Genomic DNA, 25,805 nt, shown 5'->3' with positions numbered 1-25,805 from the left:
TGTAGACGGTGCGTGAAGGTTTGAGACCTCTAAAAATCCGCGTTTCGAAAAAATTTACACCCCTTGCGGTTATGCCATTGGGCACCTTTGCGGCAAGACGTCGCGCCGGCATAAAAGCACCCAAATACCCATAGTTACACTTAATTTTGCTGCGGCGCAGCAAGGCGTTTAGACGGCTGGACGGCCATCCGCCCGGGCGGTGCGTGCTCTGGACAACCCGAATCGCCTCATGTACACCTTGCGTTAAGTCCATTTGGATCGAGGCAAATGGGCGTGTCGCGACGGAGCGCGGGGAGGGGTCTTTCGGCTCCGTGCAAAGCGACAGGCGGGGGCCTGTCGTTACGGCCCCGTGTTGCCGTCAATTAATGGCATCACTTTCCGGGGAAGGCATGAAGAACCATTTTCTCACTCGCAGGAGCGCACTCGCACTGGCGGTCTGTACCTGCCTGGGTGGCGTTTCGAGCGTTTACGCACAGTCGACGACGGGTAGCATCAACGGCAGCGTGCCCGCAGGCGCCAATGAGACCGTCGTGGTCGAGAGCGGCACCGGCTTCCGTCGCGAAGTTCCGGTGGACGCACGCGGCCGTTATGCCGTTAACCAGATTCCGCTCGGCACGTATACCGTGACCCTCATGCGCGATGGCGCAGCGGTCGATACACGCAAGGACGTGAGCCTGCGCGTGGGTGCGAGCACCGATATCTCGTTCAATGCAGCGAGCGCCGCACCTGCGTCCGATGCGACATCACTCAGCGGCGTCACGGTCACCGGCACAGCCCTTCCGAATATCGACGTCACGTCGGTCGATTCACGTACTGTGATCACATCCGAGCAGCTTGCCAAGCTGCCGTTGGGTCGCAGTGCGGAAGCGATCGCCCGCCTTGCACCTGGCGTGGTCAACAACGGCGGCGGATTCGCGAGCGACACCGGCCGCTCGGTCGCCAGTTTCGGCGGCGCCGCGGCCAATGAAAACGCTTACTACGTCAACGGCTTCAATACGACCGATCCACTCAACGCGGTGGGCGGCTTGCAGTTGCCCTATGGCGCCATCGACCAGCAGGAAGTCTATACCGGCGGCTACAGCGCACAGTACGGGCGTTCCGACGGCGGCGTCATCAGCCAGGTCGGTAAGCGCGGCACGAACGAATGGCACTTTGGTGCTCAGGTCCTTTGGGAGCCCGCCTTTGCTCGCGCAAGCGCTGACGATCTGCACTATGCGCGCGTCCCCGCTACCGCACCCGCGGGCAATCTTTACCAGCCAAAGAGCCAGAATGACCAGTGGACGACCACGGTCAGCGCTTATGCAGGCGGCCCGCTGATCAAGGACAAGCTGTTCTTCTTCGTCGCGGGTGAGTTTGAAAAATCCGGCCGCCGTAACGTGAACGCCGTGGGCAATAACACCCCGGCATCGACCAACGACTATAGATCACCGCGGTGGTACAGCAAGCTCGACTGGAACATCACCGATAGCAACATCCTCGAACTGACCGGCGCGTCCGACAAGCGCGAAGGTTCGGGTACGCGATACAACTACGACTACGCCAATCTTAACCGGACCAGCAAGATCGGTCCCGTCGATAACACGAAGACCGGCGGCGACCTGTATGTCGCCAAGTACACGAGCTACATCACGGACAACCTGACCCTCAGTGCCATGTACGGCCAGATGCGCTCGAAGAACTACGACCAGCCGGGCGACTATGACCCGACGTTGGCCCGGGTCGATAGCTCACAATTCCAGAATCCCGCACTGAACGGCGGCACCGCCATTCGCAATAATCAGGTCGATGACATCAGTCAGCCGGGCCGTAGCAATAAGGCGACGAACTTCCGTTTCGATGTCACCTATACGCTCGGTGACCACACGATTGCTGTCGGCATCGATAACGTCAAGTCGCGGGCAGACGACTTCGGCACGGCTAGCCCGGGTCCTGGATACGCCTGGAACTACGGCCAGCAGGCGGACCCCACGCAGCCGATTTCCGATGCTCCGGGCATCAACTTCGTACCGGGTACGGCCGGTTATGCCAACGGGGCGGGCGGCTACTACGTCAGCCGCAACGTCGTAAACAACCTGGTCAATGTGCGCTCGGATCAGCGGGCTCAATACATCGAGGATAAGTGGCAGGTCACGGACACCGTGCTGCTGTCGCTGGGCGTCCGCAATGACCAGTTTACCGACTACAACCAGTTCGGCCAGGCATTCATCACTCAAACGAAGCCGCAGTGGGCGCCCCGACTCGGCGCATCGTGGGACGTTAATGGAGATGGCAGCTTCAAGGTCTTCGGCAACGCCGGGCGTTACTACCTCGGCCTTCCTCTGAATCCGGCCACTGGCGCCGCCGCAGGCTATACGGCGACACAGCAGTACTACACCTACAGCGGAATCGATGCGACCGGTGCGCCGACGGGCCTGACTCAGATCAGCCAGCCAGTCTCGGCAAACAATTCGTACGGCATCCCACCCGATCCCCGTACGGTTGCGGGCAAGGGCCTGAAGGCTGAGAACCAGGATGAGTACATCCTCGGCTTTGACAAAACCTTCGGCGACCATTGGGTTTACGGTGCCAAGCTGACCAAGCGCGTGCTCAACTCCGCGATCGACGACTTCTGCGATGTCGGCCTCGTTACGGATAAGGCGGCGGCTCTCGGCTATGACATCGCATCGACGAACAGCTGCTACCTGATCAACGGTGGTCATTCCAACACCTTCACACTGATCGATACCGGCGGGAACGCCGTCAAGGTGCCGCTCAGCCGCGAAGAAATGGGCTTCCCCGCGTTGAAGCGTCGCTATTACAGCCTCGAACTGTTCACCGAACACAACTTCGACGGTGTCTGGTACGGCAAGTTCGACTACGTGTTCTCACGCAGCTACGGCAATACCGAGGGTCAGGCTCGTACCGACACTCGCCAGGATGGTGCGGCCGGCAGCGTCGACTGGGATAACCGCTATGTCATGGAGAACGCCAACGGCCCGCAGGGCAATGACCATACCCACGTCTTCAAGGCGTATGGCTACTGGCAGTTCGCACCGGAATGGCAGCTGTCGGGCAACGTCCAGGCGATTTCCGGCGCACCGGAAGTTTGCACGGGCTACTACGGCGCGGGGCATACCGATCCGGTGTCCTACGGCAGCTCCTACCGCTATTGCAACGGCGAGCCGTCGCCCCCGGGTAGCCATGGCCGCCTGCCCTGGACGTTCCAGCTCGACCTCGGCGTGACCTACCGTCCGTCGTGGGGCGACCAGAAGCTCGCGTTCTCTGCGAACGTGTTCAATGTCCTCAACCAGCAGCGGGCGACGTTCCGTTATCCGGCAAGCGAAGGCCCGGCCAACACGCTCAATACGATCTACCGCGTACCGCTCTACACGCAGGATCCGCGTTACGGCCGTCTCGCCGTCACTTACGACTTCTAAGAAAGCGTAAACCCAGATCCCTGTGCAACTCTTGCGCCCCTTCCCGGACACCGGCACCTCCCCGGCCGATGTCCGGGGATCGGGCGCTCTTTTTTTGCTCAGCGGGCCTCGCCCGAGGCCGCCACCACCATCTCGATGTAGCCCAGAATCTCGGGAACCGGCAGGTCGAATATGCCCGCGTCGCCGTTGTCATAGGCCTGGCGCCACACGGCGTAGCCGTCTCGCCAGCCTTCATCGGCGTCGGCGGGACCGTCGGTGGTGAGCAGACTGGCGTCCAGCGTGGCGCGGGACACGGCGGCGTGGTTCATCGCCGGCTGCAGGCCGCCGGGTACGCGATGGTTGCGCAGCTTCACGCCGAGGATGGAAACATGGAAAACCTCGCCGTCTTCCGGCTCGTGGTCGATCTTGCGAATCGCTACACGGGAATCTTCCTCGCCGGGACGGGTCCGGTAGGTCCAGGCCTGGCCGGGGGCATAGGCGGGTTTCGTCACGATGGTTTCCTTGGGGCGCCTACAGACTGAGCATCTTAGCGGAAGCTTAAAGGCCAGCGCCCGGCCCCGCCCGAAGCGGCCTGTGGCGGAATGCCGTATCCTTACGTCCATGAGCGCGCAGCCGATGTAGGGTGCGACGCGTCGCGCGAGGCAGCGCGGCCCGGCGGGCCGCTTCCCCAGCCAAGAACCCCCAAGGGCTCCCGCGCACGGCGCGGAGGCTCCGTCCCTTCTTGTCTTTACCGAGGTTCAACGCACCATGGTGGCACTGGCGACCGAGCACGTGATCGACGTGCATCACTGGAACGACACCCTTTTCAGCTTCCGTACGACGCGGGACCCGGGTTTCCGCTTCGAAAGCGGTCACTTCGTGATGATCGGCCTGGAAGTGGACGGGCGGCCGCTGATGCGCGCCTATTCCATCGCCAGCGCGCATTACGAAGAGCATCTGGAGTTCTTCAGCATCAAGGTGCAGGACGGCCCGCTGACCTCACGGCTGCAGCACCTGAAGCCCGGCGATCCGGTCATCGTGAGCCGCAAGCCCACGGGCACGCTGGTGCTGAACGATCTGAAGCCGGGCAAGCGTCTCTACCTGCTGGGCACCGGCACGGGCCTGGCGCCGTTCATGTCGATCATCCGGGATCCGGAGACCTACGAGCGCTTCGACACGATCGTGCTGGCCCACGGCGTGCGTCACGTCAACGACCTGGCCTACTCCGACTACATCGAGAACGAGCTGCCGAAGCACGAGTACCTGGGCGACCTGGTGCGCGAGAAGCTCATCTACTACCCGACGGTGACCCGTGAAGCATTCCGGAACCGGGGACGCATCACCGACGCGATCGCCGATGGTGAGATGGCCCGGACGACCGGCTTGCCGCAGATCAATCCGGCCGAAGACCGCGTGATGCTGTGCGGTAGTCCCTCGATGCTGGAAGACATCTGCGTGTTGCTGGATGGCGAGGGCTTTCAGGCGTCGCCGCGGACGCGGGAGCCGGGGGATTACGTGATCGAGCGGGCGTTTGTGGAGAAGTAACGGAGCGTTTCGAGGAGTGGGGGGTGCGGCGCTTTCGCTGCGTTGGCTTTTCGCGCGCGGGGCGCGCTCCTACTTGCGTATACGGCCCTGGCCTTCGTTGTCCCAGTAGCCGAAGATGCGGCGGGCGATGAGTTTGTAGAGACGTTTGCCGGTGGCCCGCCACAGGCGTGAATGCGGTGCCGGTTGGGCCAGGATGGCCTGCTGGCGCGCTGACAGGCGGTCCGGGGCATAGGTTCGCTTGTGTTTGAGCAGGTGGCGCAGGTCTTCCCGCGCCAGCAGGCGGAACAGCGAACCACGCCGGCCACGGGTCCAGGCAATCTGGAAATCCACCAGACCGGGCGTGCCGTCCTCGCGCACCAGCCAGTTCGGCTCCTTGGCGAGATCGTTGTGGACGATGCCGCGACGGTGCATTACGGCCAGCAGGCGAAGGGCCCGTGTGTAATAGGCGGGGTCCAGCGGCCGGCCCAGCTGCATCGGCTGTCCCGCCATGTAGCTGCGCTCGAGCATCCGGCCATTCCACGCGAGCAGCCGTGGCACCCCGTCGATACCGTCCAGGCGCAGCAGCGCCCGCGCCTCGCGCGCGGCGGCGCGACGTGCGAACCAGCGCGCCCACCAGCGTGCGGCAGCGATGTCGCGGCGGATAAGAACGACACCGTCGCGTTCCACGCGCTCGATGCGGCCGAGTTCGTCAGCCTTGAGCAGGGTGACAGTTTCCGTCGTTGCGCTATGCACGCCCTTCCTTCGATTCGTTGACGCGCTCTGCGCTGCGCGGCAGCTACGCTAAGATGACGATTCTCGCAGGGAGAGAATGCCGAATGTTGTCGCGACACATCCTGTCGCTGTGTCTTGTCGCCGTCGGACTCGCCGCCTGCCAGGATGGCGCGGACCGTTCGAACGTCGGGAAGATGCCATCGCCATCCAGAGCGACCGCGCACAAGGATACCCAATCCAGCCAGGAAGGCCTCTACACGATGGAAGTGAAACTTCCCCAGCTGCCTACGTCGGCCGCGCCCTTGCGCGCCACGATCGAGCGCTACGTGGAGCGGCAGAAACGCGCCTTCCTCGACAGCCTGGATGCCCCGGGTGCCCGCGAGCAGGCGAAAGAGCTGCCCTGGGACCTCAACCTGGACATCGCGGTCGCGGCTCGCACCGATCGCTTCATCAACGTGCAGGTCGACGGCTCCGCCTTCACCGGCGGCGCTCACCCCGCGCCCATCGTCGACAGCTTCACCTACGACCTGCGGAAGCGGCGCGTCGTGGGCATTCGCGAGCTGTTCGACGATGCGCACGCGGCGGAGGGCGCATTCGCCACCGAGGCCCGGCGCCAGCTGCTGACCGCGCTGGACGATCAGGACGACCCGCTGTCTTCGGACAGCCAGCAGATCGACGCGGGTACGGCGCCGGACAAGGATCACTACCGCGTGTTCACCCTCCTCACGGGGCCCGACGACAAGGTGCACGGGCTGACCTTCATCTTCCCGCCGTATCAGGTCGCGCCGTATTCGGCAGGGCCACAGGCGATCGATGTATCCAGCGACGCGTTTTCGGCCTATCTGAAACCCGAATACAGAGAGGCTTTCCGCTGATGGACCTGTTCCTCTACCTGCTCGCCGCCGCCCTGATCGTTGGGGGCGTGGCGGGCGCGGTGCTGCCGATCCTGCCTGGCATCCCCATGATCTTCGGCGGCATCTGGCTCGCCGCCGCCGTGGACGATTACCAGCACCTGGGCGGGGGCTGGCTGGTTGCGATCGGCATCGTCGGCGCTGTGGGGGTCGCGCTGGACTTCGTCTCCGCCTCGCTGGGGGCAAAGAAAATCGGCGCCAGTCCGCGCGCCTTGTGGGGCGCGGGCATCGGCACGACCGTCGGGATGTTTTTCGGCCTGCCCGGCTTGCTGCTTGGCCCCTTTCTGGGCGCCGTGGCGGGTGAGTTGTGGTCGGGCAAGAGCGTGCTGCGCTCGGCCCATGTGGGTATCAGCACCTGGTTCGGCATGTTGCTGGGCATCATCGCCAAGGCCGTGCTGTCGTTTCTGATGCTGGGAATGGCTGCCCTCGCCCTGCTCTTCAGCTGACCGCCGAAAGGCACATTGGCGGCCCCGACCCGCAAAGGCTAGTCTCGCCGGACTTCACCGGGGAGACACGCATGTTCAGACGACTGACCCTAGCGGCCGCGATCACGTTCGCGGTCGGCACCCTTCACGCCGAAACCGCGCCGCCGGCCTGGATCGCGCGCAGCAACGCCGATGCCCAACCGCTGCTGGACCTCACCGCCCGCTTCAGCCCCGAGTCCGCCACGGACATCGGCCTGAAAGGCTACGACGAGAAGACCGCCGATCTCGGGCCCGACGTGGACAAGCGCCAGCGTGCCGCGCTGGTCGAGGTGCGTCAGCAGGTTGCCAGACGCCTCGCCGAGGAGAAGGACCCCAACGTCAGCCAGGACCTGCAGATCCTGGCCAAGCAGATCGACGGCAATATCGAGGGTATCGATCTCAACGACAAGTATCTGCTGCCCTGGTTCGACGCCGGGCAGATGATCTTCAGCGGTGAGTTCTCTCTGCTGAACGCGCAGAGCACCCCGGAGCAGAATCAGGCCGCGCTGGGGCGGCTGAAGTGCTATGTCGGCATGGCGGCCGGTTGCACGCCACTGGTCGACCAGGCCAGGGCACGCACCACGGAGCGCCTGGGCGAAAAGGGCCTGCTCGGTCCGGTCAAGGCCGATGTCGAACAGAAGCTGGGCAACACGCAGCGCTATGTCGACGGCATCCGCAAGCTGTTCGCGGAGAAGAAAGTCGCCGGCAGCGACGAGGCGATGAACAAGCTCGACGCGCAGCTGAAGCAGTACAACGCGTGGGTGAAGAAGACGGTGCTGCCTCGCGCGCGTACCGACTTCCGCCTGCCCGAGCCGCTGTATGCGTACAACCTCAGGCAGGTCGGGCTCGACATCGCCCCGCGCGACCTGATCGGCCGCGCGCAGCTGGAATTCATGGAGACCACGTATGCGCTGCAGATGCTGGCGCCCGTCGTCGCTAAAGCCGAGGGTCTTCCCGATGGCGACTACCGCGACGTACTGAAAGCGCTGAAGAAAAAGCAGCTGGCGAAGGACAAGGTCGAGCCGGTGTATCACGAGGTACTGGGCAAGATCGAAAACACCATTCGCACGCAGCGCATCGTCGAATTGCCGAAGCGCCAGATGGCGATGCGCGTCGCCTCCGAAGCGGAGAATGCGCGCACACCCGCACCGCACATGGATCCGCCGCCCTTCGTCGGCAATACCGGCCAGCGTGGCACCTTCGTGCTGACCACCGGCAACCCACCGGCCGACGGCGACGCGACGCAGACCTACGACGACTTCACCTTCGAGGCGGCGGCATGGACGCTCACCGCGCATGAAGGACGGCCAGGCCACGAGCTGCAGTTCGCCGCGATGGTGGAACAGGGTGTATCGCTGACGCGCAGCATGTTCGCCTTCAACAGCGTCAACGTCGAGGGCTGGGCGCTGTATTCCGAAGCGGAGATGATGCCGTACGAGCCGCCAGCGGGTCAGTTCATCGCGCTGCAGTTCCGCCTGTTGCGTGCGGCGCGGGCGTTCCTGGATCCGATGCTCAACCTGGGCCTGGTGTCGCGCGATCGTGCGCACGACATTCTCGTGCACGACGTCGGCTTGTCCGAACCGATGGCCCGGCAGGAGCTGGATCGTTACACGCTCAATTCACCGGGCCAGGCGACGGCCTACTTCTACGGCTATACGCGCATCCTGCAGTTGCGCGCGGAGACGCAGACGAAGCTGGGCGACAAGTTCGACCGCAAGGCCTTCAACGATTTCCTGATCGCGCAGGGGCTGTTGCCGCCGGACCTGCTGGCTGACGCCGTGCGTACGCGGTTCGTGCCGGCCGTATTGAATAAAAAATGACCGCCGCAAGGCGGTAACCACCTGTAGGAGCGCGCCTTGCGCGCGATGTTTTGGTGTCGCGCGCGAGGCGCGCTCCTACAGATCGGCGGCCGGGACCGTTCAATGCCCCGGGGCGTCCGGAATCACATAAAGCAGGATCGCCAGGTAGTGCAGCACGCTGCCAGCGAGCACGAACACATGCCAGATCGCATGGTGGTACGGCATCTTCCGCGCCATGTAGAACGGCACGCCGCCGGTGTAGCAGAGGCCGCCGGCCAGAAGCAGCAGAAGGCCGCCTGTCGGCACATTGGCACGCAGCGGTTCGATCGCCACCACGGCCACCCAGCCCATCGCCACGTACATCGCGACGGCCGCCTTCCGATAGCGTTTCAGCAGACCGAGCTCGGCGAGACTGCCGATGATCGCGACGCTCCAGATCGTCACCAACAGCCCCCAACCCCAGGCACCCGGGAGCGCCAATAACGTAAACGGGGTGTACGTGCCGGCGATCAGCAGGAAAATCGCGATGTGGTCGCAGGTGCGCAGGACGCGCTTCGCCATCGAACCTGGGATCGCGTGATACAGCGTGGACGCCGCGTAAAGCAGGATCAGGGAGCCACCGAATACCGAGCTGGCCACCACGGCCCGCGTGCCGCCGTACATGGCCGAGAACGCCACGAGCACGGCAAGCCCCGCGATGCTGAGCACGAGCCCGATCGCGTGGATCACGCTGCTGGCGACTTCTTCACCGAGGGGATAGCGCGGCTCTGCGCTGTCGAAGGACATGGGCTTTTCCGGAATACGTCGAACCCCGAGGGTAACCGATCCGGGGCGTTATTGAGAAAAGGTCGCAACTGGGACATTGACCGCACCGCCCCCGTCGTTGTTCCATGGGCCATGACCCTCGAACTGCTCGTGCATATCACCCGACTTCCGCCGCAAGGCGCCGGCCTGCGTGCGGCCCTCAGTCTGGCGGCACGACTCGGTTCACGGCTCGACGCGCTGCACGTGGTCGACCTTCCCGCCGCCGCCTTCACGGTGCCGGAAGCCGTACCGATGCAGCTGGACGCGGTGCGCCAGCGCGCCACCGATGCAAAAGCGGTGTCGGGCGACTGGGCGACGCTCATGGCAGCCCGCGGCCTGAAGGGAAACTGGCGCGTCGGCAACGGCGACACGGTCACCCTGCTTACGCACGCGGCGGCGGGTTACGACCTGCTGGTGATGGAGCGTTCTTCGACGATGCGCGGCGATGCGCCGGTGGGTTTCGGTGTCGTCTCGCGCACGGTGTTCGGTTCCAGTCGTGGCGTGCTGGTGGTCCCCGAGGCGGCGCCGGTGGAAACGCTGGGGGAGCACGTGCTGATCGCCTGGAGCGGCAGTCGCGAATCGGCACTGGCGGTGCGATCGTCGTTGCCCCTGCTGCGCAAGGCCGCACGCGTAACCGTCATCGACGGCAGCCGCGATGAAGACCTCGGGACCTGCGCGTTGCCCGACACCGACATCTGTGGCTGGCTCGACACGCACGGGGTGAAGGCCGAGGTGCGGCGTCTCGATGAAGGTGCACGTCCATCGCCGGGTCCCGCACTGCTCGAAACCGCGCATGCGGAAAAGGCCGATTTGATCGTGATGGGGGCCTGGGGACGGTCGCGGCTGTCGGAGATGGTCCTGGGAGGGACGACCCGGTATCTGTTCATGCAGTCGGATGTGCCCATGCTGGTAGCGCACTGATTGCGTCACCGCTAACCGGTATAGCCATCCAGACGTCCGCTATTGCAACTTCCCGCGAAGCCTGCCTAATCTGCCATCGGACCTGAACACGATCCCCGCCAGTCCCCGCTGGCCGTGTTCCCGACCGCGCTGCTCCTTCCCCCCATCGCAGGAGGTGGCTCATGTCGTTCGCTCGTCCGCACGTCCTTGCCGGAGTGCATCCGGATACCGTCCGCATCGTCGCGATGAGCGCGGCGATCGCCCTCAACGCCGCCGCGCTCATCGCCGTCATGCGGCCGATGGTGGCGGATATCGCCACGGCGCCCCTCGTCCAGGAACCCATACGTCTCATCGAGCACCTGACGGAGCCGACGCCGGTTCCGCCGCCACCGATCGATCTCAAGCCGTTGCCGGTCAGACCGCCCCATCCGGTGACGACCGTGACCCGGCATGTCGAAAGCCCGCCCGTGCAGACGGCGGTGCCGACGGATGAGGGAACGGCGCCCATGGTGCCTCCGGCGCCCGTTCAGGTCGCTCCCGTCTCACCACCCGCTGTCCAGCCGGCGCCCGTCGAGGCCACGCTGGCTTATGTCTCGGCGCCCGCGCCGACCTACCCGCGCGCCGCTATTCAAGGCCGCATGCACGGCACGGTGACCCTGCGCGTACTGGTGGACGAAAGCGGTAAGCCGCTGGACGTGGTGATCGAGAGCAGCAGCGGCCATCCCGTGCTCGACAAGGCGGCACGCGATCAGGTGCTGGCGAAGTGGCGCTTCCAGCCGGCTCAGCGGAACGGCCAGAAGGTTCAGGCCTGGGCGCGCATCCCGATCAGCTTCGACCTCAGGAATCTCTGAGGTCAAGGCGAGGGGAGCGACGCCCGTCGCTCCCCTTCATGCTCAACGCGAGGCGGGCATCACCACCACGTCCGGGCGACGGCGGGTGGCGCGTGCGACGGCCCAGACGATCAGCGCCAGCGCGGCGACCGGCAACAGCACCGGGATCAGGGCCAGGGCGACCATCGGAGCGACAAGGAGCAACGCCAGCCCACCGATGGCGGCACCGATCAGACTGGCGAACACGCTGAAAACGCCGCCGATGATGCCGAAGACCAGCTTCAGCACCGCGCCGATGAGGGCGAATACCAGCCAGAAGCCGGCGGCCATTACGACAAGCGAGGTCAGGACGATCATGGCGTTGCACTCCGTGGAAGGCCGCCCGGTGGGCGGGTTCATGGCCTTGGATGCACGTACGGAATCGAAGGTTTAAAGCGTCAGTCGAAAGCGCGGGGTTACGAGGGTTTAACGGACGCCATGCTCCACTTCCCGCCAGTCGATTCTTGGGACGGCCCAGCACATGGGTAAGCGTTTTTCCATCGTCAGGGCCTTGCGCGACATCGCGTTCGACCTGTCGGATGTGGGGCACCCGGATCTCGCCTCCATGGGGCGGGAGGTCGGTCGTGCGCTCCACGCACACAGTAATGCGCTGACCGATCTGCTCGGCCCGCTGCGCGAACGCCGGAAGGGCTTCGAGCGGTGGATCCTGGCCGAGCGGTCGAAGCCGGCGGTCAGCGTGATGATCATGGTCTGGCCGCCCGGCTACGCCACGCCCGTGCACGATCACGGCAGGCTGTGGGGCCTCGAGGCCACCATCTCGGGCGCACTCGAGGTCGAATCGTTTGAAAAGGGCGAGGACCGGCATTCGCTTCGCAGTATCGGCCGCACCTGGCTGGGCCCGGGCGACGCGACCTGGTTCGACTCGACGGACACCCATGCCCATCGCTGCCGCAATTTGTCGCGGCATGACACGGCCCTCACGCTTCACGTGTACGGTGGCGATCTGGCACAGTACCTCGCGTATGAGCAGCCCGGTCCTTCGGGACACTGGATCGCACGACCGAGGCAATCGATCATCGCGGGACGCCTGACGGCCTGACGGTCTACGGCCCTCCACCCCAGCCATCGGGCGAAGGACCAAAAGCATGTTTCATAAAGTCGCCATCATCGGCGGTGGCGCTGCAGCGGCGACGCTGGTAAGTGAGTTGCTGGAGCGGCGTACGCCCCAGCCCTTGCATCTGGACTGGTATGCCGGCGCGCCGGATGCCGGGCGCGGTGTCGCCTACGGCACGCCCTCCGGGCGTCATCTGCTCAACGTCCGCGCGGCGTCCATGGGCATGTTCGTCAGCAAACCCGGCGGTTTTCTCGAGTACGCCCAGGGTCTCGACCCGAAGGTGAAAGGCTCCGACTTCCTGCCGCGCAGGCTGTACGGCGATTTCCTGCGCTCGCGCGTCGAGCAGGCGGTCATGAATGCCCGTTCGTTCGGGCACGATATCAACGTGCATCCGTTCGAAGCCGACTCACTGGTGCCCACGTCCGAAGGCGTCACCATCGGCTTCGGCGATGAAACGTCGCGCGCGGACGCGGCGGTGCTGGCGATCGGCTCACTGCCCCCGCGCCCCCTCGCGGGCGTGGAAGACGCCGCGATCGCCAGCGGTCGTTACGTGACGGATCCCTGGCCGTTCATGGCCGCGGCGCAGGACGACGACCGTCCGTTGCGCGTGCTGGTGATCGGCCTCGGCCTGACCGCGGTGGACGTCCTGCTGGAGCTGTCGGCGCATTGGCCGAAGGCGCACTTCACCGCCCTGTCGCGCCACGGCAAGCTGCCCGAGCCGCACCTGGCTGCCGCGTCGGCGCCCGCGGATGACGGCACCGAACTCATCGAAGCCATGCGGGACGATCCCAACGTCCGTGCCTGGCTGCGCCGCCTGCGCGAAGCCACGGCCGGCGCGGAAGACTGGCGCACGGTCGTCGACGGCATGCGTCCGCATACCCAGGGTTTGTGGCGCGAGCTACCCGCCGCCGAGCGTGCCCGCTTCCTGCGTCATGCGCGCTGGGCGTGGGAACGTGCACGCCATCGCATGCCGCCGCAGGTGGCCGCGTCGGTGGCAAAACTCGAAGCCGAGGGCCGTTTCGAACGCGGTCGCGGGCGCATGCGCGCGGTGAGGTTGTCGCAGGAAGGCAGCCTGGATGTCGTGCGCGCCCTGCCAGGTGGTGGCGAATCCACGGAGTCCTACGATCTGGTCATCCAGACCGTCGGCCTGAATACCGACACCCAGCGCACGGAGCATCGTCTCGTGCGCCAGCTGGTGGTCGACGGGCTCGTCCAGCCCGATCCGCTGGGCATGGGCCTCCGCGCCGTACCTGACGGCCACCTGCTCGATGGCAACGGCAAGGCGCGCGCCAACCTGTTCGCCATCGGGAGCATGCTGCGCGGGACGCTGTGGGAGTCCACCGCCATCCCGGAAATCCGCAAGCAGGCGCAGAACGTCGCCACCATGCTGATCGACTAAATGTAGGAGCGCGCCTTGCGCGCGACAGGGGGGGGTGCCCTGCGCGCAACAGGGGGTGTTCTGCGTCGCCGCCTTGTTGGCTTTTCGCGCGCAGGGCGCGCTCCTACGCGCGCGCGGGGCACGCTCATGCGCGCTCGAGGGGGCGCGCTCCTGCCGGTTGTCAGAATCCTTCCAGGACAATTTTTCCGATCGCCTTGCCGCTCTCGAGCAAAGCGTGCGCGCGACGCAGGTTGTCCGCATTCACCGTGCCCAGGTTCTCTCGCACGGTGGTGCGGATGACGCCCGCGTCGACCAGATTGGCCACCTCGTCGAGGATGCGACCCTGCTCGGCCATGTCGTCGGTGCGATACATCGACCGCGCGTACATGAACTCCCAGTACAACGAGAGACTCTTGCGCTTCATCAGGCGTACGTCGATCGCCTCGGCCGGGTCGTCGATCAGGCCGAGTTTGCCCTGCGGCTTGAGCACGTCGACCAGCGCGGCATAGTGCTTCTCGGTGGCGGTCAGGCTGAGCACGTAGTCGACGCCCTCCGGAGCGACCGCGCGCACTTCGTCGGCCAGCGGCTTCGAGTGGTCCACCACGTGATGCGCACCCATCGACTCGACCCACGCACGCGTCTCGGGGCGCGATGCGGTACCGATCACCGTCAGGCCGGTGAGCCGGCGGGCCAGCTGCACCGCGATGGAGCCCACACCGCCGGCGGCGCCGACGACCAGCAGGGTCGCGGGGCGGCCCGTCGTGCCGTGCGGGATGCCCATGTGATCGAACATCAGCTCCCACGCGGTCAGTGCCGTGAGCGGAAGTGCCGCCGCCTCGGCCATGGAAAACGTCGACGGCTTGCGGCCAACGATGCGTTCGTCGACCACGTGCAGCGCGCTGTTGCCACCGGAACGCTCCAGCTCGCCCGCGTACCAGACGCTGTCGCCCACCTTGAACCGAGTGACCTCGTCGCCGACCGCCACCACCGTACCGGCGACATCCCAGCCAAGGACCTTGTCGGCACCGGCGGGGTCGACGTTGCGGCGGATCTTGGTATCCACCGGATTGACCGAGACGGCCTCGACCCTGACCAGCAGGTCGCGGGCGCCGGGCGAGGGGTCCGGCAGTTCCACATCGAGCAGGCTCTGCGTATCGGCGATGGGCAGCGACTTGCGGTAGACGACGGCTTTCATGCGTTACTCCTGGGAACGGGTATCAGGTGCCTGCGGGCACCGCCGGTGAGGCGCGGCGCTCCAGGGCGACACTGACCATCGTAGCAAGCAGCCCCGTGACGGTAACCGCAGCGCCGGCCAGACTTACCGTCGGCATCGGGAACCCGGCGGCCAGCACCGCGCCGCCAAGCCATGCGCCGCCGGCGTTACCGAGGTTGAACGCGGCGATATTGAGCGTCGAGGCGAGGTTGGGCGCATCGCCCGCCACATGCACCACGCGGGATTGCAGCGGCGCCACGGTGGCGAACGCGGCGATCCCCCAGACGAATACGGTGACGATGGCGCCCACGGTCGAATGCATCGTCCAGGCGAACACGGCCAGCAGCAGCGACAACACCACGAGGATGCCGATCAGCGACGGCATCAGTTTCCAGTCCGCCAGACGCCCGCCGAGCATGTTGCCGATCGTCGTGCCCAGACCGAACAGCACCAGCACCGCTCCCGTCCAGTGCGGGCTCACGTGCGATTCCTGTTGCAGGATCGGCGCGATATAGGTGAACACGGTGAAGACGCCGCCGAAACCGAGCACGGTCATCGCCAGGGCGATCAGTACCTGCGGTTCGCGCAGTACGCGAAGCTCGCGCGCCATGTGCGGGGCCTTGAGGTGGGGCAGCGCCGGGACCAGCCGGGCCACCGCGATCGTCGCGATCACGCCCAGCACCGTTACCGCCCAGAAGGTCGAGCGCCAGCCCGCCCACTGGCCCAGAAACGTACCGAAGGGCACGCCGAGCACGTTCGCCAGGGTCAGGCCGGCGAACATCAAGGCGATGGCTCGCGACCGCTGGTTGGCCGGCACGAGGTGGGCGGCCACGATGGCGCCGATACCGAAGAACGAGCCGTGGCAGAACGCGGCGACCACGCGGGCGCCCATCAGCACCTCGTAATTCGGAGCGATGGCGCAGAGCAGGTTGCCGAGGATGAACAGGCCCATCAACAGCAGCAAAGCGCGTTTGCGTTCCAGCTTCGCCGTCAGCGCGGCCAGCAGGGGGGCGCCGACCGCCACGCCGAGGGCGTACCCGGAGACCAGCATGCCCGCGGCCGGGATGCCTACCTTCAGGTCGGCGGCGACTTCGGGCAGCAGGCCCATGATCACGAACTCGGTGGTACCGATGGCGAACGCGGCCACCGCAAGTGCCAGCAAAGGCAGGCGGGACGAAGAGGCATGCATGGGACGGGCTCGATGGAAAGCGATGACGTCCATTGTCCTCGCGAGCCATTCGTGTAAAAACACTCAACCGCGACAAACACTGTTGTCGCAAACTGGAAAGTGGAGACCCCGGCGCATGATCGCCACGCTCATCGCCATCGCCGCGCTATGCCTGCATGCCGCGGGCGTGCTCGCCGCCATGCACGCGGTCATGAACGCCCGCACGGCGCAGGGCGCCTTCGCGTGGGTGCTCGGGCTGGTCCTCGTTCCCTACGTCACGCTGGTGCCTTATCTGTTTCTCGGCGCCAGCCACTTCGGCGGCTACGTCGACCTGCATCGCCAGCGTCAGGCGCGCTTCTTCATGCTGCACGAAGAAGCCGCGCATCCGGGCCACACCGGCCTGCTCGCGCCGTCGGTCCCGGTACACGACGACCGCTACGACGCGATCGGGCGGATGATCAACAGCGCGATGCACGGGGGGCACGCCCTGGCCCTGCATATCGACGGGGAAGCCGCCTTCACCGCCATGTTCGCTGCCATCGCCCGGGCCGAGCGCTACGTGCTGGTGCAGTTCTTCATCATTCACGACGACGTTCTGGGCCGTCGCCTGCGCGATGCGTTGCTCGAGCGCGCCGCGGCGGGCGTGCAGGTCTGCCTGCTTTATGACGGCATCGGCAGCCATGCCCTGCCCGACCGCTATGTGGAATCGCTGCGCTCGGGCGGTGTCGAGGTCCGTCGCTTCGCCACGCGACGCTGGCGCAACCGCTTCCAGCTCAACTTCCGCAATCACCGCAAGGTGCTCGTGGTCGATGGCGAGCGTGGTTTCGTCGGCGGGCTCAACGCGGGTGACGAGTACCTTGGCGCGAACCCGCCGCTATCACCCTGGCGCGACACGCATATGCAGATCGAGGGGCCCGCCGTGGCCGATCTGCAGCGCGTGTTCGCCGAAGACTGGTACTGGGTCACCGGGGAACGCCCTCCCTCGCTGCCGCCGCCGGAGCGGTGCGGCCGTGCGTCGACGATGATCGTGGCGACCGGGCCCGCGGACCGGCAGGAGAGCTGCTCGCTGTTCTTCACCCAGGTCATTCATGCGGCGCGGCGGCGCGTATGGATCACCACGCCTTACTTCGTGCCGGACCCGTCCGTATTCGCCGCGTTACGGCTTGCCGTGTTCCGCGGGGTGGACGTGCGCATCCTGATTCCCAGCCGGCCGGACCACCGCACGGTGTTCATGGCGAGCACGCTGTATGCGCACGAGGCGATCGTCGCCGGTATTCGCATGTTTCGTTACCAGCCCGGCTTCGTCCATCAGAAGGTGATGCTGATCGACGAGGACACGGCGGTGGTGGGCAGCATGAACCTGGATAACCGAAGTTTCCGGCTGAACTTCGAGATTGCGGCGCTGAATGTCGATGAGGCGTTCGCGGGCGAAGTCGAAGCCATGCTGGAAGCGGATTTCGCGAAGTCCGACGAGGTCAACGCCAATGACTACCGGCGGCTGTCGTACCTGCGGCGGGTGGCCTTGCATGTCGCCCGGTTGTTCGATCCGGTGCTTTGACGGGCACGCATGCCACCGACCGCCTTGTGTCCCTTCGCCTGTAGGAGCGCGCCTTGCGCGCGACACCTTTTCGCGAGAGCCTTGAGAGACAACGCAAGACCATGTCGCGCACAGGGCGCGCTCCTACATTGGTACCCGACGGGATTCAGTCCATGCTCCGCACCCTCGCCTTCCTCACCGCCATGACCGCCGTCGGCGCCTCCGCCGCGCCCGCGCAGTTCGTCGAGCGCAGCGTCGACGTCGCCGGCAAGACCTACCGTTATCAGGTCTTCGTCCCCGCCGACATCAAGCCCCACCCGGCCGTCGTTTTGTTCCTGCATGGCAGCGGCGAGCGCGGCAGCGACAACCAGAAGCAGATGTCGCAAGGCCTGCCGCCGTGGCTGAAGCAGCACATGGATTTTCCGGCGGTGGTCGTGATGCCCCAGGCCCCGGACGATACCGCCTGGACCGACAAGGCCGATGCCGACATGGCGATGGCGGCGCTGGAAAAGAGCATCAGCGAGTTCCATGGCGACCGTAAGCACCTCTACCTGACCGGCCTTTCGATGGGCGGCTTCGGCTCATGGCAGCTGGCGGTGGATCATCCCGGGACGTTTGCCGCGGCGGCGATCATCTGTGGCGGCGTCACGCCGCTGGAAGGCGAAGGCCAGCGCCTTTACGTGCACGGCGTACCGGCGGGCACCGATCCGTCGGCGTGGGTCGCACAGAAGATCGGCAAGCTGCCGGTGTGGATTTTCCACGGTGGCGACGACAACGTCGTGCCGACCGAGCAGTCGCGCAAGATGAATGCGGCGCTGCTCGCGCGGAAGGCCGAGGTGAAGTACAGCGAGTTCCCGGGGGTGAATCATGGCTCGTGGGAAAAGGCGTATGCGACGCCGGAGCTGTGGAGCTGGATGTTTGGGCATGCGCGCTGACGGCATTCACGCGTGTCGCCGGATTGAATCGCGCGCGGGGCGCGCCCCTACATTGACGGTCAGCTGTTGCGCATGCCGTGCATCAGCTGTTTGAAGCCGCCGGAGAAGATCGCCCAGCCGAGGCAGACGCCGATCAGCGCCCCCATCAGTTCGAACGACACGCGCAGGCCGATGCTGTCGGGGTCGTGCACCGCGGCCAGCTTCAGGCGGATCAGGGTCGGCGACTGGATGGGGACGAAGTTGAAGTAGAACAGGTCCCACAGGTCCTGCCCGGCGGCGAGCAATACCGACAGGGCGAACGCGACGCTGAGGTCCTTGCCATGGCTCCAGCCGTTGCTCTTGCCGAACGCCCGGACCAGCGCATAGAGGATGAAGCCGACCAGCAGCGCGATACCGCCGGTTTCGAGGGCACCGATGATGCCGAAGCCGGTCCAGCTGCGATCGTAGGGCATGGAGGGAACTCGTGAGGGGTCAGGACCTCATTATGCCCTTGCGTCGGCCGGTTTCCCGCGTGCGTTCCCATCGCGGCCAAAACGCAGATAAAGCGAGGCCGAGAGGATCACCGCCGCGATCGAGGCAAAACCCGCCAGCAGGAAGATCGCCGGGTAATCGTAGATGCCTGCGACCCATCCACCGACCGGACCGGTCAGGCCCAGGGCAACGTCGAGGAAGACGGAATACGCACCGAGCGCCGCGCCCCGGTTGTGCGTGCTGACGCGGCTGACCGCCTCCACACCCAGCGCCGGGAACAGCAGGGCGAAGCCCGAGCCGGTCAATGCCGCACCGATCATGGCCGCGTGCGGGGTCACGCCCAGCCACAGCACCATCAGGCCCAGCGCCTCCACCGCCAGCGAGACCATCGCAACGCGGTAGCCGCCGAAGCGATCCACCGCATTGCCGAACACCAGGCGCACGCCGATGAAGCAGCTGCCGAAGACCGACAGCGACACCGCGGCGCCCTCCCAGCCCCGGCTGGCGTAGTAAAGCGCCACGAAGGTCGACAGCGAGCCGAAGCCGATCGACCCCAGCGCCAGGCCGGCGCCATAAGGCATGACCCGCGAGAGCACGCTCCGGAAAGGCAGGCGCTCGCCGTGGCTGGGTGCCACCGCCGCCTTGGCCAGGGCGATGGGGAGAGCCACCAGACCGAGCGCGAAGGAGATGACGCCCAGCGCGATGAAGCCGTAGTCACGGGCCAGGATCACGCCAAGCGGCGCGCCCAGGGCGATCCCGCCGTAGGTAGCGATGCCGTTCCACGAGATCACGCGCGCAGTGTGCTCGCCGCCGATGCCGCCGATACCCCAGGTGATGGAGCCCGTGCCGACCCAGCTCTCGGCGAACCCCAGGCCCAGACGACTGAGCAGGATCAGCACCAGCGACAACGCGGGAATCTTCGGCACCAGCGCGGCCAGAGCGAGGAACAGGCCCGCAAGGGCAAGCACCACCAGACCGGCAAGCACCGTGCGCTTCGGCCCCATCGCATCCGCCATCCGTCCCGCATGCGGCCGGCTCAGCAGCGTCGCAAGGTACTGCGCGCTGACCGCCAGACCGGCGAGAACCGTGGAGTACCCCAGCGTCAGGTGTGCGAAACCCGGCAGCACGGCCAGCGGAATGCCGATGCAGAGGTAGCAGATGAAGGTGAAGACGACGGCGGAAAGAATCCGCGCCGTCACGGCGAAACGCCGCCCGCGTTGGGGAACCAGGGATGGGAGAGACATGATGGGCCGATTATAGCGCCTCGATGCTGCACTGCGGCACGGCGCCGGGTGAAGCGTTTTTCATGGTCACGCCGGCGGTCGATGGTCGCCGGTCACAGGAGGACCGGCTGCCCGCTTTGCAGCGACTCGCGCAACGCCACAGCGATCCGCGTTGCCTCCACCGCATCGTCCATCGTCAGGTCGAACGGGGTGTCGTCGAGCACCGCATCGACGAAGTGCTTCGCCTGAGTCACGAACGCCGGCGCGAAACGCTCATAGAACGACGGGACCACGGTATTGCGCACGCCATTGGCATCCGCAATCTCCACCCGGTCCGCCCGCGGGTTACGCCCGACGCTGACCCGTCCGGCCGTCCCGGTCACGTCGGTGTGCGTGTCATGCCCGTGGGCCTGCGTACGCGACGCATAGAACATGGCCATCCGGCCGCCTTCGAACTCGACGATGGCGATGCCGTTGTCCACGTCGCCGATGTCCTCCAGCGGCGGATACATCGCCACCGTACCGGTCGAATAGACCTTGGTCGCCTTCGGCCGGCCCAGCAGCCAGCGAGCCAGATCGACATCGTGCACACTGCAATCGAGGAAGATGCCGCCGCTGGTCGGGGCGAACTTCAGGAAGGCGCCGCTCGGATCGGCGAGATCCGTCGTCTGCGAGTACACCAGAAACGGACGACCGATGCCGCCGCCTTCGATGTGCATGAAGGCATGGCGGTAGCTTTCGTCGAAGCGGCGGACGAAGCCGACCATCGCCCGCTTGCCGGCCTTCGCCGCGTGGGCGGCAGCCCGGCGGCAGTCTTCCAGTTCCAGGGACAGCGGCTTCTCGCAGAACACGTGCTTGCCGGCGTCCAGCGCCTGCTCGATCTGCGTTGCGTGCAGCGAGGTGGGCGTGACGAGGAACACGGCGTCCAGCGAAGGGTCGGCCAGCATCTCCTCATACGAGGTGTGGATGGTCTCGACGCCCAGCGTGTCACGCGCCCACGCGCGCTCCGCCTCGACCGGGCTGCACACCGCCGCGAGCTCGGCGCGAGGCACGGCGCGCGCGAGGTTTTCTGCATAGCGCTGACCCAGGCGACCGAGGCCGGCCAGACCGATACGGAGGTTGGCCATCGTCAGATGCTCACCTCGACGACCTTGCCTTCGCGCCATGAGCGCGCGGCGGCTTCCGCCAGTTCCAGCGACTTGATGCCATCGGCAATGGTGGTACGAACGGGCGTGCCCGCGGCCAGCGCGTCGAAGAAGTGCGCAATCTCGGCCGCGTAGGCTTCGCGATAGCGCTCGAGGAAGAAGTGCTCCGGCAGGTCATGCGCGATGCTGGTCGACGTGTGCGAGACGACCTGGGTCGGCGCGACATTGCCCGCCTGCAACATGCCTTTGCTGCCGAGCACTTCGAAACGCTGATCGTAGCCGTACGCGGCGCGCCGCGACGTGTTGATCTGGCAGAGCTTGCCGCTCTTCGTCCGGATGGTGACGGCGGTGGTGTCGATATCGCCGGCTTCCTCGATCGCCGGGTCGGTCAGACAGCTGCCCATCGCGTGCACGCTCACGGCCTCGTCGGCCAGGATCCAGCGGAAGATGTCGAAATCGTGGATCAGCATGTCCTTGAAGATGCCACCGGAGCTCTTGATGTAGCTGACCGGGGGCGCGCCCGGATCGCGGCTGGTGACGATCAGCAGTTCCGGCGTACCCACTTCACCGGCATCGAGGCGCTTCTTCAGTGACGCAAACGTGGGATCGAAGCGGCGCTGGAACGCGATCATGCAGGTGACGCCCGCTTTCTCGACGGCGGCCTGGCACGAACGCGCACGCTCCACGTCGAGGTCCACCGGCTTCTCGCAGAAGATCGCCTTGCCCGCGGCGGCCGCGCGATGAATCAGGTCCGAGTGCGTGTCCGTGCTGGAGCCGATGACCACGGCACCGACCGCCGGATCGTTCAGCGCTTCATCGACGCTGGCGACCTTCGCACCGTGTTTGTCGGCGAGTTCCTGAGCGGAGGGCGCGTGCACGTCGATCACATAGCGCAGGCGCGCTTCGGGATGGCGGGCAACGTTGCCCGCGTGGATCTTGCCAATGCGACCGGCACCGAAAACGGCAACTTCAATCATCGTATTCTCCTCGGGGAAGTGTTTCTTCGACAGTCAGTTCGAGCTTGTAGGCCAGCGCGACGAACAGCGCCTGGCACAGGCACATGGTGCTGGTGAGACCGCGGAAGGCGAATGCGCTGCCCTCCTTCACCTTGAGCAGGACATCCGAGTGACGCGCCAGCGGACCGAGATCGCTCTCGGTGATGCCGAGCACGCCGGCCTTGTGCTGTTGCGCCACGCGCATGGCGTAAAGGGTTTCCTTGCCGAACGGTGGAAAGCTGATCGCGATCAGTGCATCACCCTTTCCGATGCTGCGCAACTGCTCGCGGAACATGCCACCCAGCCCGTTGACCAGGTGCACGCGCTTCTGCGTGTGCTGAAGTGCGTAGGCAATGTATGTGGCGATCGCGAATGAGCGGCGCACGCCGATCACGTAGATATTCTCCGCGGCGGCAAGCATGTCCACCGCTTTCTGGAAACGCACCTCGTCGATTCCGGCGGCGAGTTCGTCGAGACCGGCGCGGCTGGCGTCGATGAAGCGCGAGGCGATCTCCGCCGCCGGCATGCTGCCGGTGCCGCCCTTGATGACGCTGCGGATGCGCTGCTTGTAGCTGCGCTGCGGCGCCGTCTGCGCGGTGAACGCGTTGCGGAACACCGCCTGCATCTCGGTGAAGCCCGAGTAGCCGAAGCGCTGGGCGAAGCGGACGACCGCCGAGGCGTGCACGCCACAGCCTTCGGCGATCTCACCGACGCGCTGGACCATGATGGAACTGCGATGTTCCTCAAGGTAACGGGCGACACCCTGCAGCTGGCGCGGCAGGGCCTCGAATTCATCGGCGATGCGCTGCATGAGGGCATCGGCTTCGCTGCGTTTGGCCATCAGGCGCTCCACGGGGGACCGGCGGCATTCAAGCACGATATGGAACAGATTTTCCATTTATTTTTTTGCTGCAATGCAAATTGCAACCATGGAAAAGCAGGTCCATGCTCGGTCCGCTTTCGGCAAAAACAGCGGCCGCCCGGCCGTCGTCGCAGTTCGATATCCATCACCCGACCGCACGGCGGTCATCTGTGGAGGCCATATGCGTTCCAAACTGTTCCACGCCTCGTTGGCGGCAGCTCTTGCCCTCGGTCTCGGCCTCGCCGCCCCCGCCTCCCAGGCGGCTCCCGGCGACCGCTACGTTCTCGTCACCCACGCCGCCGATTCGGATTCGTGGTGGAACACCATCAAGAACTCCATCAAGCAGGCCGGTGAGGATTTCGGCGTCGAGGTCGACTACCGCGGCTCGGGCAATGGCGACCTCGCCGAAATGGCCCGCCAGCTCGAGTCCGCCGCCGCCCGCAACTACAAGGGCGTCTCCTTCGATATCGCCAGCTTCGCCGTGCTGAAGGCACCCGCGGCCAAAGTCTCCGCGAAGGGCATTCCCATCGTCACGATCAACTCGGGCACCCCGGACGAGAGCAAGAAGCTCGGCGCCATCATGCACGTGGGCCAGGGCGAATACGACGCGGGCAAAGCCGCCGGCGAGCGGGCCAAGGCCAAGGGCGTCACCAGCTTCGTCTGCGTCAACCATTACGCCACCAACAATGCCTCGTTCCAGCGTTGTCAGGGCTTCGCCGAGGCCATCGGCGTGAAGGACTGGCGCAAGACCTCGATGATCGACAGCGGCATGGACCCGACCGTGGTCGCCAGCAAGGTCAGTGCCTACCTGCGCAGCAACCCGAAGACGCAGGCGATCCTCGCCCTCGGCCCCAACGCCGCGGAGCCGACCATCAAGGTGGTCAACGACATGCACCTGGCCGGCAAGATCGACTTCGGCACGTTCGACCTGTCGCCCGCCATCATCAACGGCATCAAGTCCGGCACGATCCAGTACGCGATCGACCAGCAGCCCTACCTGCAGGGCTATATGGGCATCGCCGCGCTGGTCATCGCGCACGACCAGAACACCAAGGACCCGGCCAAGATCATCGAGGCGCTGAAGGCCAACCCGAAGTTCCAGGCCCGCCTGAAGCAGTACGACCTCAAGCCCGTCTACACCGCCACGGGCGTCAGTTCAGGCCCCGCCTTCGTCACGAAGGACAACGTGTCCACCGTCGAGAAGTACGCCGGCCAGTACCGCTGACCGTCGGGGAGTGAACCATGAGCGCCATCAATGAGAGCGTTTCCAACATGATCCAGGAAAACCGCGCGACAGCGCCGGAAGCACCGACCTCCACGGACGAACGCGTACGGCGGATCTCGCCGTGGCGCATCCTGCTCGACCGGCCCGAACTGGGCTCGATCGCGGGTACCGTGCTCGTCTTCGTCTTCTTCGGCATCTTCGCCGGCGGATCGGGCATGTTCGCGCTCGATGGCGTGATCAACTGGGCCCAGGTGGCGGGCTACCTCGGCATCCTCGCCGTAGGTGCCTGCCTGCTGATGATCGCCGGCGAATTCGATCTGTCGATGGGTTCGATGATCGGCTTCGCCGGCGTTCTCGTCGCCATTCCGCCCATGTACATGGGCTGGCCACTGTGGGCGTCGGTACTGTTCGCCTTCGCCGGATGCATGGCGCTCGGCGCCCTCAACGGCTACCTCGTGGTCCGCACGAAGCTGCCGTCCTTCATCGTCACCCTGGCTTTCATGTTCATCCTTCGCGGCCTGACCCTGGTGCTGTCGACCGGCTTCGCCAACAGCACCATCGTCAGCGGCGTGGGCGACAAGTTCGCCGAAGACCCGGTCATCAACGCGCTGTTCTCGGGCACCACCCTGCACTGGTTGTTCACCGGTCTGGCCGGCATGAACCTCATCGAGAAGCTGCCCAGCGGCGACCCGGTCGTCGGCGGCATTCCCAAGGTGCTGGTGTGGTGGCTCGTCATGGGTGTCGCAGCGGGTTTCGTCCTGGCCCGCACGCGCTTCGGCAACTGGATCTACACCGTCGGAGGCGACTCCAACGCCGCCAAGAACGTCGGTGTGCCGGTGCGTCGCGTGAAGATCTCCCTGTTCGTGCTCACCGCGTTCTGCGCCTGCCTGTTCGGCGTGCTGCAGGTGGCCGACGTGGGCTCCGCCGCGGCCGATCGCGGCCTGCAGAAAGAATTCGAAGCCATCATCGCGGTCGTCATCGGCGGCACCTTGCTCACCGGCGGCTTCGGCTCGGTGATCGGCGCCTGCTTCGGCGCGCTAATCTTCGGTGTCGTGCAGATCGGCATCTCGTATACCAACATCGATTCGGACTGGTACCGCGTGTTCCTTGGCGGCATGTTGCTGCTGGCGGTGCTGTTCAACCACTACATCCGCAGCCGCGCTGCGAGCACGAAGTGAGG

General features: G+C 65.7%; 24 protein-coding genes. 13 read left to right on the top strand and 11 right to left on the bottom strand.

From position 1 onward, the window contains the following. The first annotated feature begins 389 nt into the window (after positions 1-389). Positions 390-3,416, top strand: coding sequence for a TonB-dependent receptor (locus FA87_RS03070; protein ID WP_036115926.1), 3,027 nt, complete (start codon positions 390-392; stop codon positions 3,414-3,416). A gap of 98 nt (positions 3,417-3,514) precedes the next feature. Here the strand turns inward: FA87_RS03070 and FA87_RS03065 are convergent, their stop codons facing one another. Next, positions 3,515-3,907: a hypothetical protein gene (locus FA87_RS03065; protein WP_051974353.1), complete on the bottom strand. Its 393-nt coding sequence runs from the start codon at positions 3,905-3,907 to the stop codon at positions 3,515-3,517. Between the two features lie 256 nt (positions 3,908-4,163). Here FA87_RS03065 and FA87_RS03060 point away from each other — a divergent pair, with 256 nt between their 5' ends. Next, a complete protein-coding gene (locus FA87_RS03060; protein ID WP_036115929.1) occupies positions 4,164-4,940 on the top strand; it encodes a ferredoxin--NADP reductase in 777 nt (258 codons plus the stop codon). 69 nt (positions 4,941-5,009) lie between these two features. Here FA87_RS03060 and FA87_RS03055 read toward each other — a convergent pair whose 3' ends face one another. Then, positions 5,010-5,672, bottom strand: a complete 663-nt coding sequence (locus FA87_RS03055; RefSeq protein WP_197062356.1) for an RIO1 family regulatory kinase/ATPase — start codon at positions 5,670-5,672, stop codon at positions 5,010-5,012. Between the two features lie 83 nt (positions 5,673-5,755). Between FA87_RS03055 and FA87_RS03050 the strand changes: the two genes are divergently transcribed. The 3 genes from FA87_RS03050 (at position 5,756) to FA87_RS03040 (ending at position 8,846) form a co-directional block, all read left to right on the top strand. Continuing rightward, positions 5,756-6,526 (top strand): DUF3298 and DUF4163 domain-containing protein, encoded by a 771-nt coding sequence (locus tag FA87_RS03050; RefSeq protein WP_036115931.1) that lies wholly within the window; start codon positions 5,756-5,758, stop codon positions 6,524-6,526. Next, the gene (locus tag FA87_RS03045) at positions 6,526-7,008 is read left to right on the top strand and encodes a DUF456 domain-containing protein (RefSeq protein ID WP_043692306.1); all 483 of its coding nucleotides are present in this window, start codon (positions 6,526-6,528) and stop codon (positions 7,006-7,008) included. Before FA87_RS03050 ends, FA87_RS03045 begins: the two co-directional genes overlap by 1 nt. Positions 7,009-7,079: 71 nt before the next feature. Continuing rightward, positions 7,080-8,846 carry a DUF885 domain-containing protein gene (locus FA87_RS03040; RefSeq protein ID WP_036115935.1) on the top strand — a complete coding sequence of 589 codons (1,767 nt, stop codon included), beginning with the start codon at positions 7,080-7,082 and terminating at the stop codon, positions 8,844-8,846. 99 nt (positions 8,847-8,945) lie between these two features. Here FA87_RS03040 and FA87_RS03035 read toward each other — a convergent pair whose 3' ends face one another. Next, entirely contained in the window at positions 8,946-9,611 is a 666-nt protein-coding gene (locus FA87_RS03035; RefSeq protein ID WP_036115938.1) for a hemolysin III family protein, read from the bottom strand. A gap of 111 nt (positions 9,612-9,722) precedes the next feature. On the opposite strand from FA87_RS03035, the gene FA87_RS19680 reads away from it, so the two are divergent. Next, a complete protein-coding gene (locus tag FA87_RS19680) occupies positions 9,723-10,550 on the top strand; it encodes a universal stress protein (RefSeq protein WP_052191113.1) in 828 nt (275 codons plus the stop codon). A gap of 161 nt (positions 10,551-10,711) precedes the next feature. Beyond that, the gene (locus FA87_RS03025) at positions 10,712-11,380 is read left to right on the top strand and encodes an energy transducer TonB (protein ID WP_043692303.1); all 669 of its coding nucleotides are present in this window, start codon (positions 10,712-10,714) and stop codon (positions 11,378-11,380) included. 42 nt (positions 11,381-11,422) lie between these two features. On the opposite strand, the gene FA87_RS03020 is transcribed toward FA87_RS03025, so the two are convergent. Then, positions 11,423-11,716, bottom strand: a complete 294-nt coding sequence (locus tag FA87_RS03020) for a hypothetical protein (protein ID WP_036115944.1) — start codon at positions 11,714-11,716, stop codon at positions 11,423-11,425. A gap of 163 nt (positions 11,717-11,879) precedes the next feature. Here FA87_RS03020 and FA87_RS03015 point away from each other — a divergent pair, with 163 nt between their 5' ends. Together FA87_RS03015 and FA87_RS03010 are read left to right on the top strand one after the other, a co-directional pair. Further along, on the top strand, positions 11,880-12,458 hold the full coding sequence (locus tag FA87_RS03015; RefSeq protein WP_043692300.1) for a cysteine dioxygenase family protein: 579 nt from the start codon (positions 11,880-11,882) through the stop codon (positions 12,456-12,458). A gap of 46 nt (positions 12,459-12,504) precedes the next feature. Beyond that, complete coding sequence (locus FA87_RS03010; protein WP_043692298.1) at positions 12,505-13,872, top strand: FAD/NAD(P)-binding protein; 1,368 nt, start codon at positions 12,505-12,507, stop codon at positions 13,870-13,872. A gap of 160 nt (positions 13,873-14,032) precedes the next feature. On the opposite strand, the gene FA87_RS03005 is transcribed toward FA87_RS03010, so the two are convergent. Further along, complete coding sequence (locus FA87_RS03005; protein WP_043692295.1) at positions 14,033-15,046, bottom strand: zinc-binding alcohol dehydrogenase family protein; 1,014 nt, start codon at positions 15,044-15,046, stop codon at positions 14,033-14,035. 22 nt (positions 15,047-15,068) lie between these two features. Then, positions 15,069-16,253: an MFS transporter gene (locus FA87_RS03000; RefSeq protein ID WP_043697259.1), complete on the bottom strand. Its 1,185-nt coding sequence runs from the start codon at positions 16,251-16,253 to the stop codon at positions 15,069-15,071. 115 nt (positions 16,254-16,368) lie between these two features. On the opposite strand from FA87_RS03000, the gene cls reads away from it, so the two are divergent. Then, the gene (cls, locus tag FA87_RS02995; protein WP_036115954.1) at positions 16,369-17,790 is read left to right on the top strand and encodes a cardiolipin synthase; all 1,422 of its coding nucleotides are present in this window, start codon (positions 16,369-16,371) and stop codon (positions 17,788-17,790) included. A 152-nt stretch (positions 17,791-17,942) separates the two neighbouring features. Next, positions 17,943-18,704, top strand: a complete 762-nt coding sequence (locus tag FA87_RS02990; protein ID WP_043692292.1) for a dienelactone hydrolase family protein — start codon at positions 17,943-17,945, stop codon at positions 18,702-18,704. A gap of 59 nt (positions 18,705-18,763) precedes the next feature. Here the strand turns inward: FA87_RS02990 and FA87_RS02985 are convergent, their stop codons facing one another. From FA87_RS02985 to FA87_RS02965, 5 genes are all read right to left on the bottom strand, one after another. Next, positions 18,764-19,156 (bottom strand): hypothetical protein, encoded by a 393-nt coding sequence (locus tag FA87_RS02985; protein ID WP_036115958.1) that lies wholly within the window; start codon positions 19,154-19,156, stop codon positions 18,764-18,766. Between the two features lie 30 nt (positions 19,157-19,186). Then, positions 19,187-20,419 (bottom strand): MFS transporter, encoded by a 1,233-nt coding sequence (locus tag FA87_RS02980; RefSeq protein ID WP_036115960.1) that lies wholly within the window; start codon positions 20,417-20,419, stop codon positions 19,187-19,189. Between the two features lie 92 nt (positions 20,420-20,511). Then, entirely contained in the window at positions 20,512-21,525 is a 1,014-nt protein-coding gene (locus FA87_RS02975) for a Gfo/Idh/MocA family oxidoreductase (RefSeq protein WP_043692289.1), read from the bottom strand. A 2-nt stretch (positions 21,526-21,527) separates the two neighbouring features. After that, positions 21,528-22,520, bottom strand: coding sequence for an inositol 2-dehydrogenase (gene iolG, locus FA87_RS02970; RefSeq protein WP_036115964.1), 993 nt, complete (start codon positions 22,518-22,520; stop codon positions 21,528-21,530). Further along, positions 22,513-23,379 (bottom strand): MurR/RpiR family transcriptional regulator, encoded by an 867-nt coding sequence (locus FA87_RS02965; protein ID WP_036118388.1) that lies wholly within the window; start codon positions 23,377-23,379, stop codon positions 22,513-22,515. Before FA87_RS02965 ends, iolG begins: the two co-directional genes overlap by 8 nt. Positions 23,380-23,581: 202 nt before the next feature. On the opposite strand from FA87_RS02965, the gene FA87_RS02960 reads away from it, so the two are divergent. Both FA87_RS02960 and FA87_RS02955 read left to right on the top strand, forming a co-directional pair. Continuing rightward, the gene (locus FA87_RS02960) at positions 23,582-24,625 is read left to right on the top strand and encodes a sugar ABC transporter substrate-binding protein (protein WP_052191485.1); all 1,044 of its coding nucleotides are present in this window, start codon (positions 23,582-23,584) and stop codon (positions 24,623-24,625) included. A gap of 17 nt (positions 24,626-24,642) precedes the next feature. Next, the gene (locus FA87_RS02955; RefSeq protein ID WP_043692286.1) at positions 24,643-25,803 is read left to right on the top strand and encodes an ABC transporter permease; all 1,161 of its coding nucleotides are present in this window, start codon (positions 24,643-24,645) and stop codon (positions 25,801-25,803) included. Positions 25,804-25,805: the final 2 nt, after the last annotated feature.

The sequence above is a fragment of the Luteibacter sp. 9133 genome (assembly GCF_000800155.1).
GTDB lineage: Bacteria > Pseudomonadota > Gammaproteobacteria > Xanthomonadales > Rhodanobacteraceae > Luteibacter > Luteibacter mycovicinus.
This window is presented reverse-complemented; position numbering and strand designations above follow the sequence as displayed.

Bases quoted from the DNA above. Each gene is read 5' to 3' on its own strand.
- FA87_RS02980 (WP_036115960.1), bottom strand. From the start codon at position 20,419: ATGTCTCTCCCATCCCTGGTTCCCCAACGCGGGCGGCGTTTCGCCGTG.
- FA87_RS03045 (WP_043692306.1), top strand. From the start codon at position 6,526: ATGGACCTGTTCCTCTACCTGCTCGCCGCCGCCCTGATCGTTGGGGGC.
- cls (WP_036115954.1), top strand. From the start codon at position 16,369: ATGATCGCCACGCTCATCGCCATCGCCGCGCTATGCCTGCATGCCGCG.
- FA87_RS02965 (WP_036118388.1), bottom strand. From the start codon at position 23,379: ATGGCCAAACGCAGCGAAGCCGATGCCCTCATGCAGCGCATCGCCGAT.
- FA87_RS03000 (WP_043697259.1), bottom strand. From the start codon at position 16,253: ATGCATGCCTCTTCGTCCCGCCTGCCTTTGCTGGCACTTGCGGTGGCC.
- FA87_RS03035 (WP_036115938.1), bottom strand. From the start codon at position 9,611: ATGTCCTTCGACAGCGCAGAGCCGCGCTATCCCCTCGGTGAAGAAGTC.
- FA87_RS02955 (WP_043692286.1), top strand. From the start codon at position 24,643: ATGAGCGCCATCAATGAGAGCGTTTCCAACATGATCCAGGAAAACCGC.
- FA87_RS03060 (WP_036115929.1), top strand. From the start codon at position 4,164: ATGGTGGCACTGGCGACCGAGCACGTGATCGACGTGCATCACTGGAAC.
- FA87_RS02960 (WP_052191485.1), top strand. From the start codon at position 23,582: ATGCGTTCCAAACTGTTCCACGCCTCGTTGGCGGCAGCTCTTGCCCTC.
- FA87_RS02975 (WP_043692289.1), bottom strand. From the start codon at position 21,525: ATGGCCAACCTCCGTATCGGTCTGGCCGGCCTCGGTCGCCTGGGTCAG.
- FA87_RS03015 (WP_043692300.1), top strand. From the start codon at position 11,880: ATGGGTAAGCGTTTTTCCATCGTCAGGGCCTTGCGCGACATCGCGTTC.
- FA87_RS03005 (WP_043692295.1), bottom strand. From the start codon at position 15,046: ATGAAAGCCGTCGTCTACCGCAAGTCGCTGCCCATCGCCGATACGCAG.
- FA87_RS03010 (WP_043692298.1), top strand. From the start codon at position 12,505: ATGTTTCATAAAGTCGCCATCATCGGCGGTGGCGCTGCAGCGGCGACG.
- FA87_RS03050 (WP_036115931.1), top strand. From the start codon at position 5,756: ATGTTGTCGCGACACATCCTGTCGCTGTGTCTTGTCGCCGTCGGACTC.
- FA87_RS03070 (WP_036115926.1), top strand. From the start codon at position 390: ATGAAGAACCATTTTCTCACTCGCAGGAGCGCACTCGCACTGGCGGTC.
- FA87_RS03020 (WP_036115944.1), bottom strand. From the start codon at position 11,716: ATGATCGTCCTGACCTCGCTTGTCGTAATGGCCGCCGGCTTCTGGCTG.
- FA87_RS02990 (WP_043692292.1), top strand. From the start codon at position 17,943: ATGCTCCGCACCCTCGCCTTCCTCACCGCCATGACCGCCGTCGGCGCC.
- FA87_RS03025 (WP_043692303.1), top strand. From the start codon at position 10,712: ATGTCGTTCGCTCGTCCGCACGTCCTTGCCGGAGTGCATCCGGATACC.
- iolG (WP_036115964.1), bottom strand. From the start codon at position 22,520: ATGATTGAAGTTGCCGTTTTCGGTGCCGGTCGCATTGGCAAGATCCAC.
- FA87_RS02985 (WP_036115958.1), bottom strand. From the start codon at position 19,156: ATGCCCTACGATCGCAGCTGGACCGGCTTCGGCATCATCGGTGCCCTC.
- FA87_RS19680 (WP_052191113.1), top strand. From the start codon at position 9,723: ATGACCCTCGAACTGCTCGTGCATATCACCCGACTTCCGCCGCAAGGC.
- FA87_RS03040 (WP_036115935.1), top strand. From the start codon at position 7,080: ATGTTCAGACGACTGACCCTAGCGGCCGCGATCACGTTCGCGGTCGGC.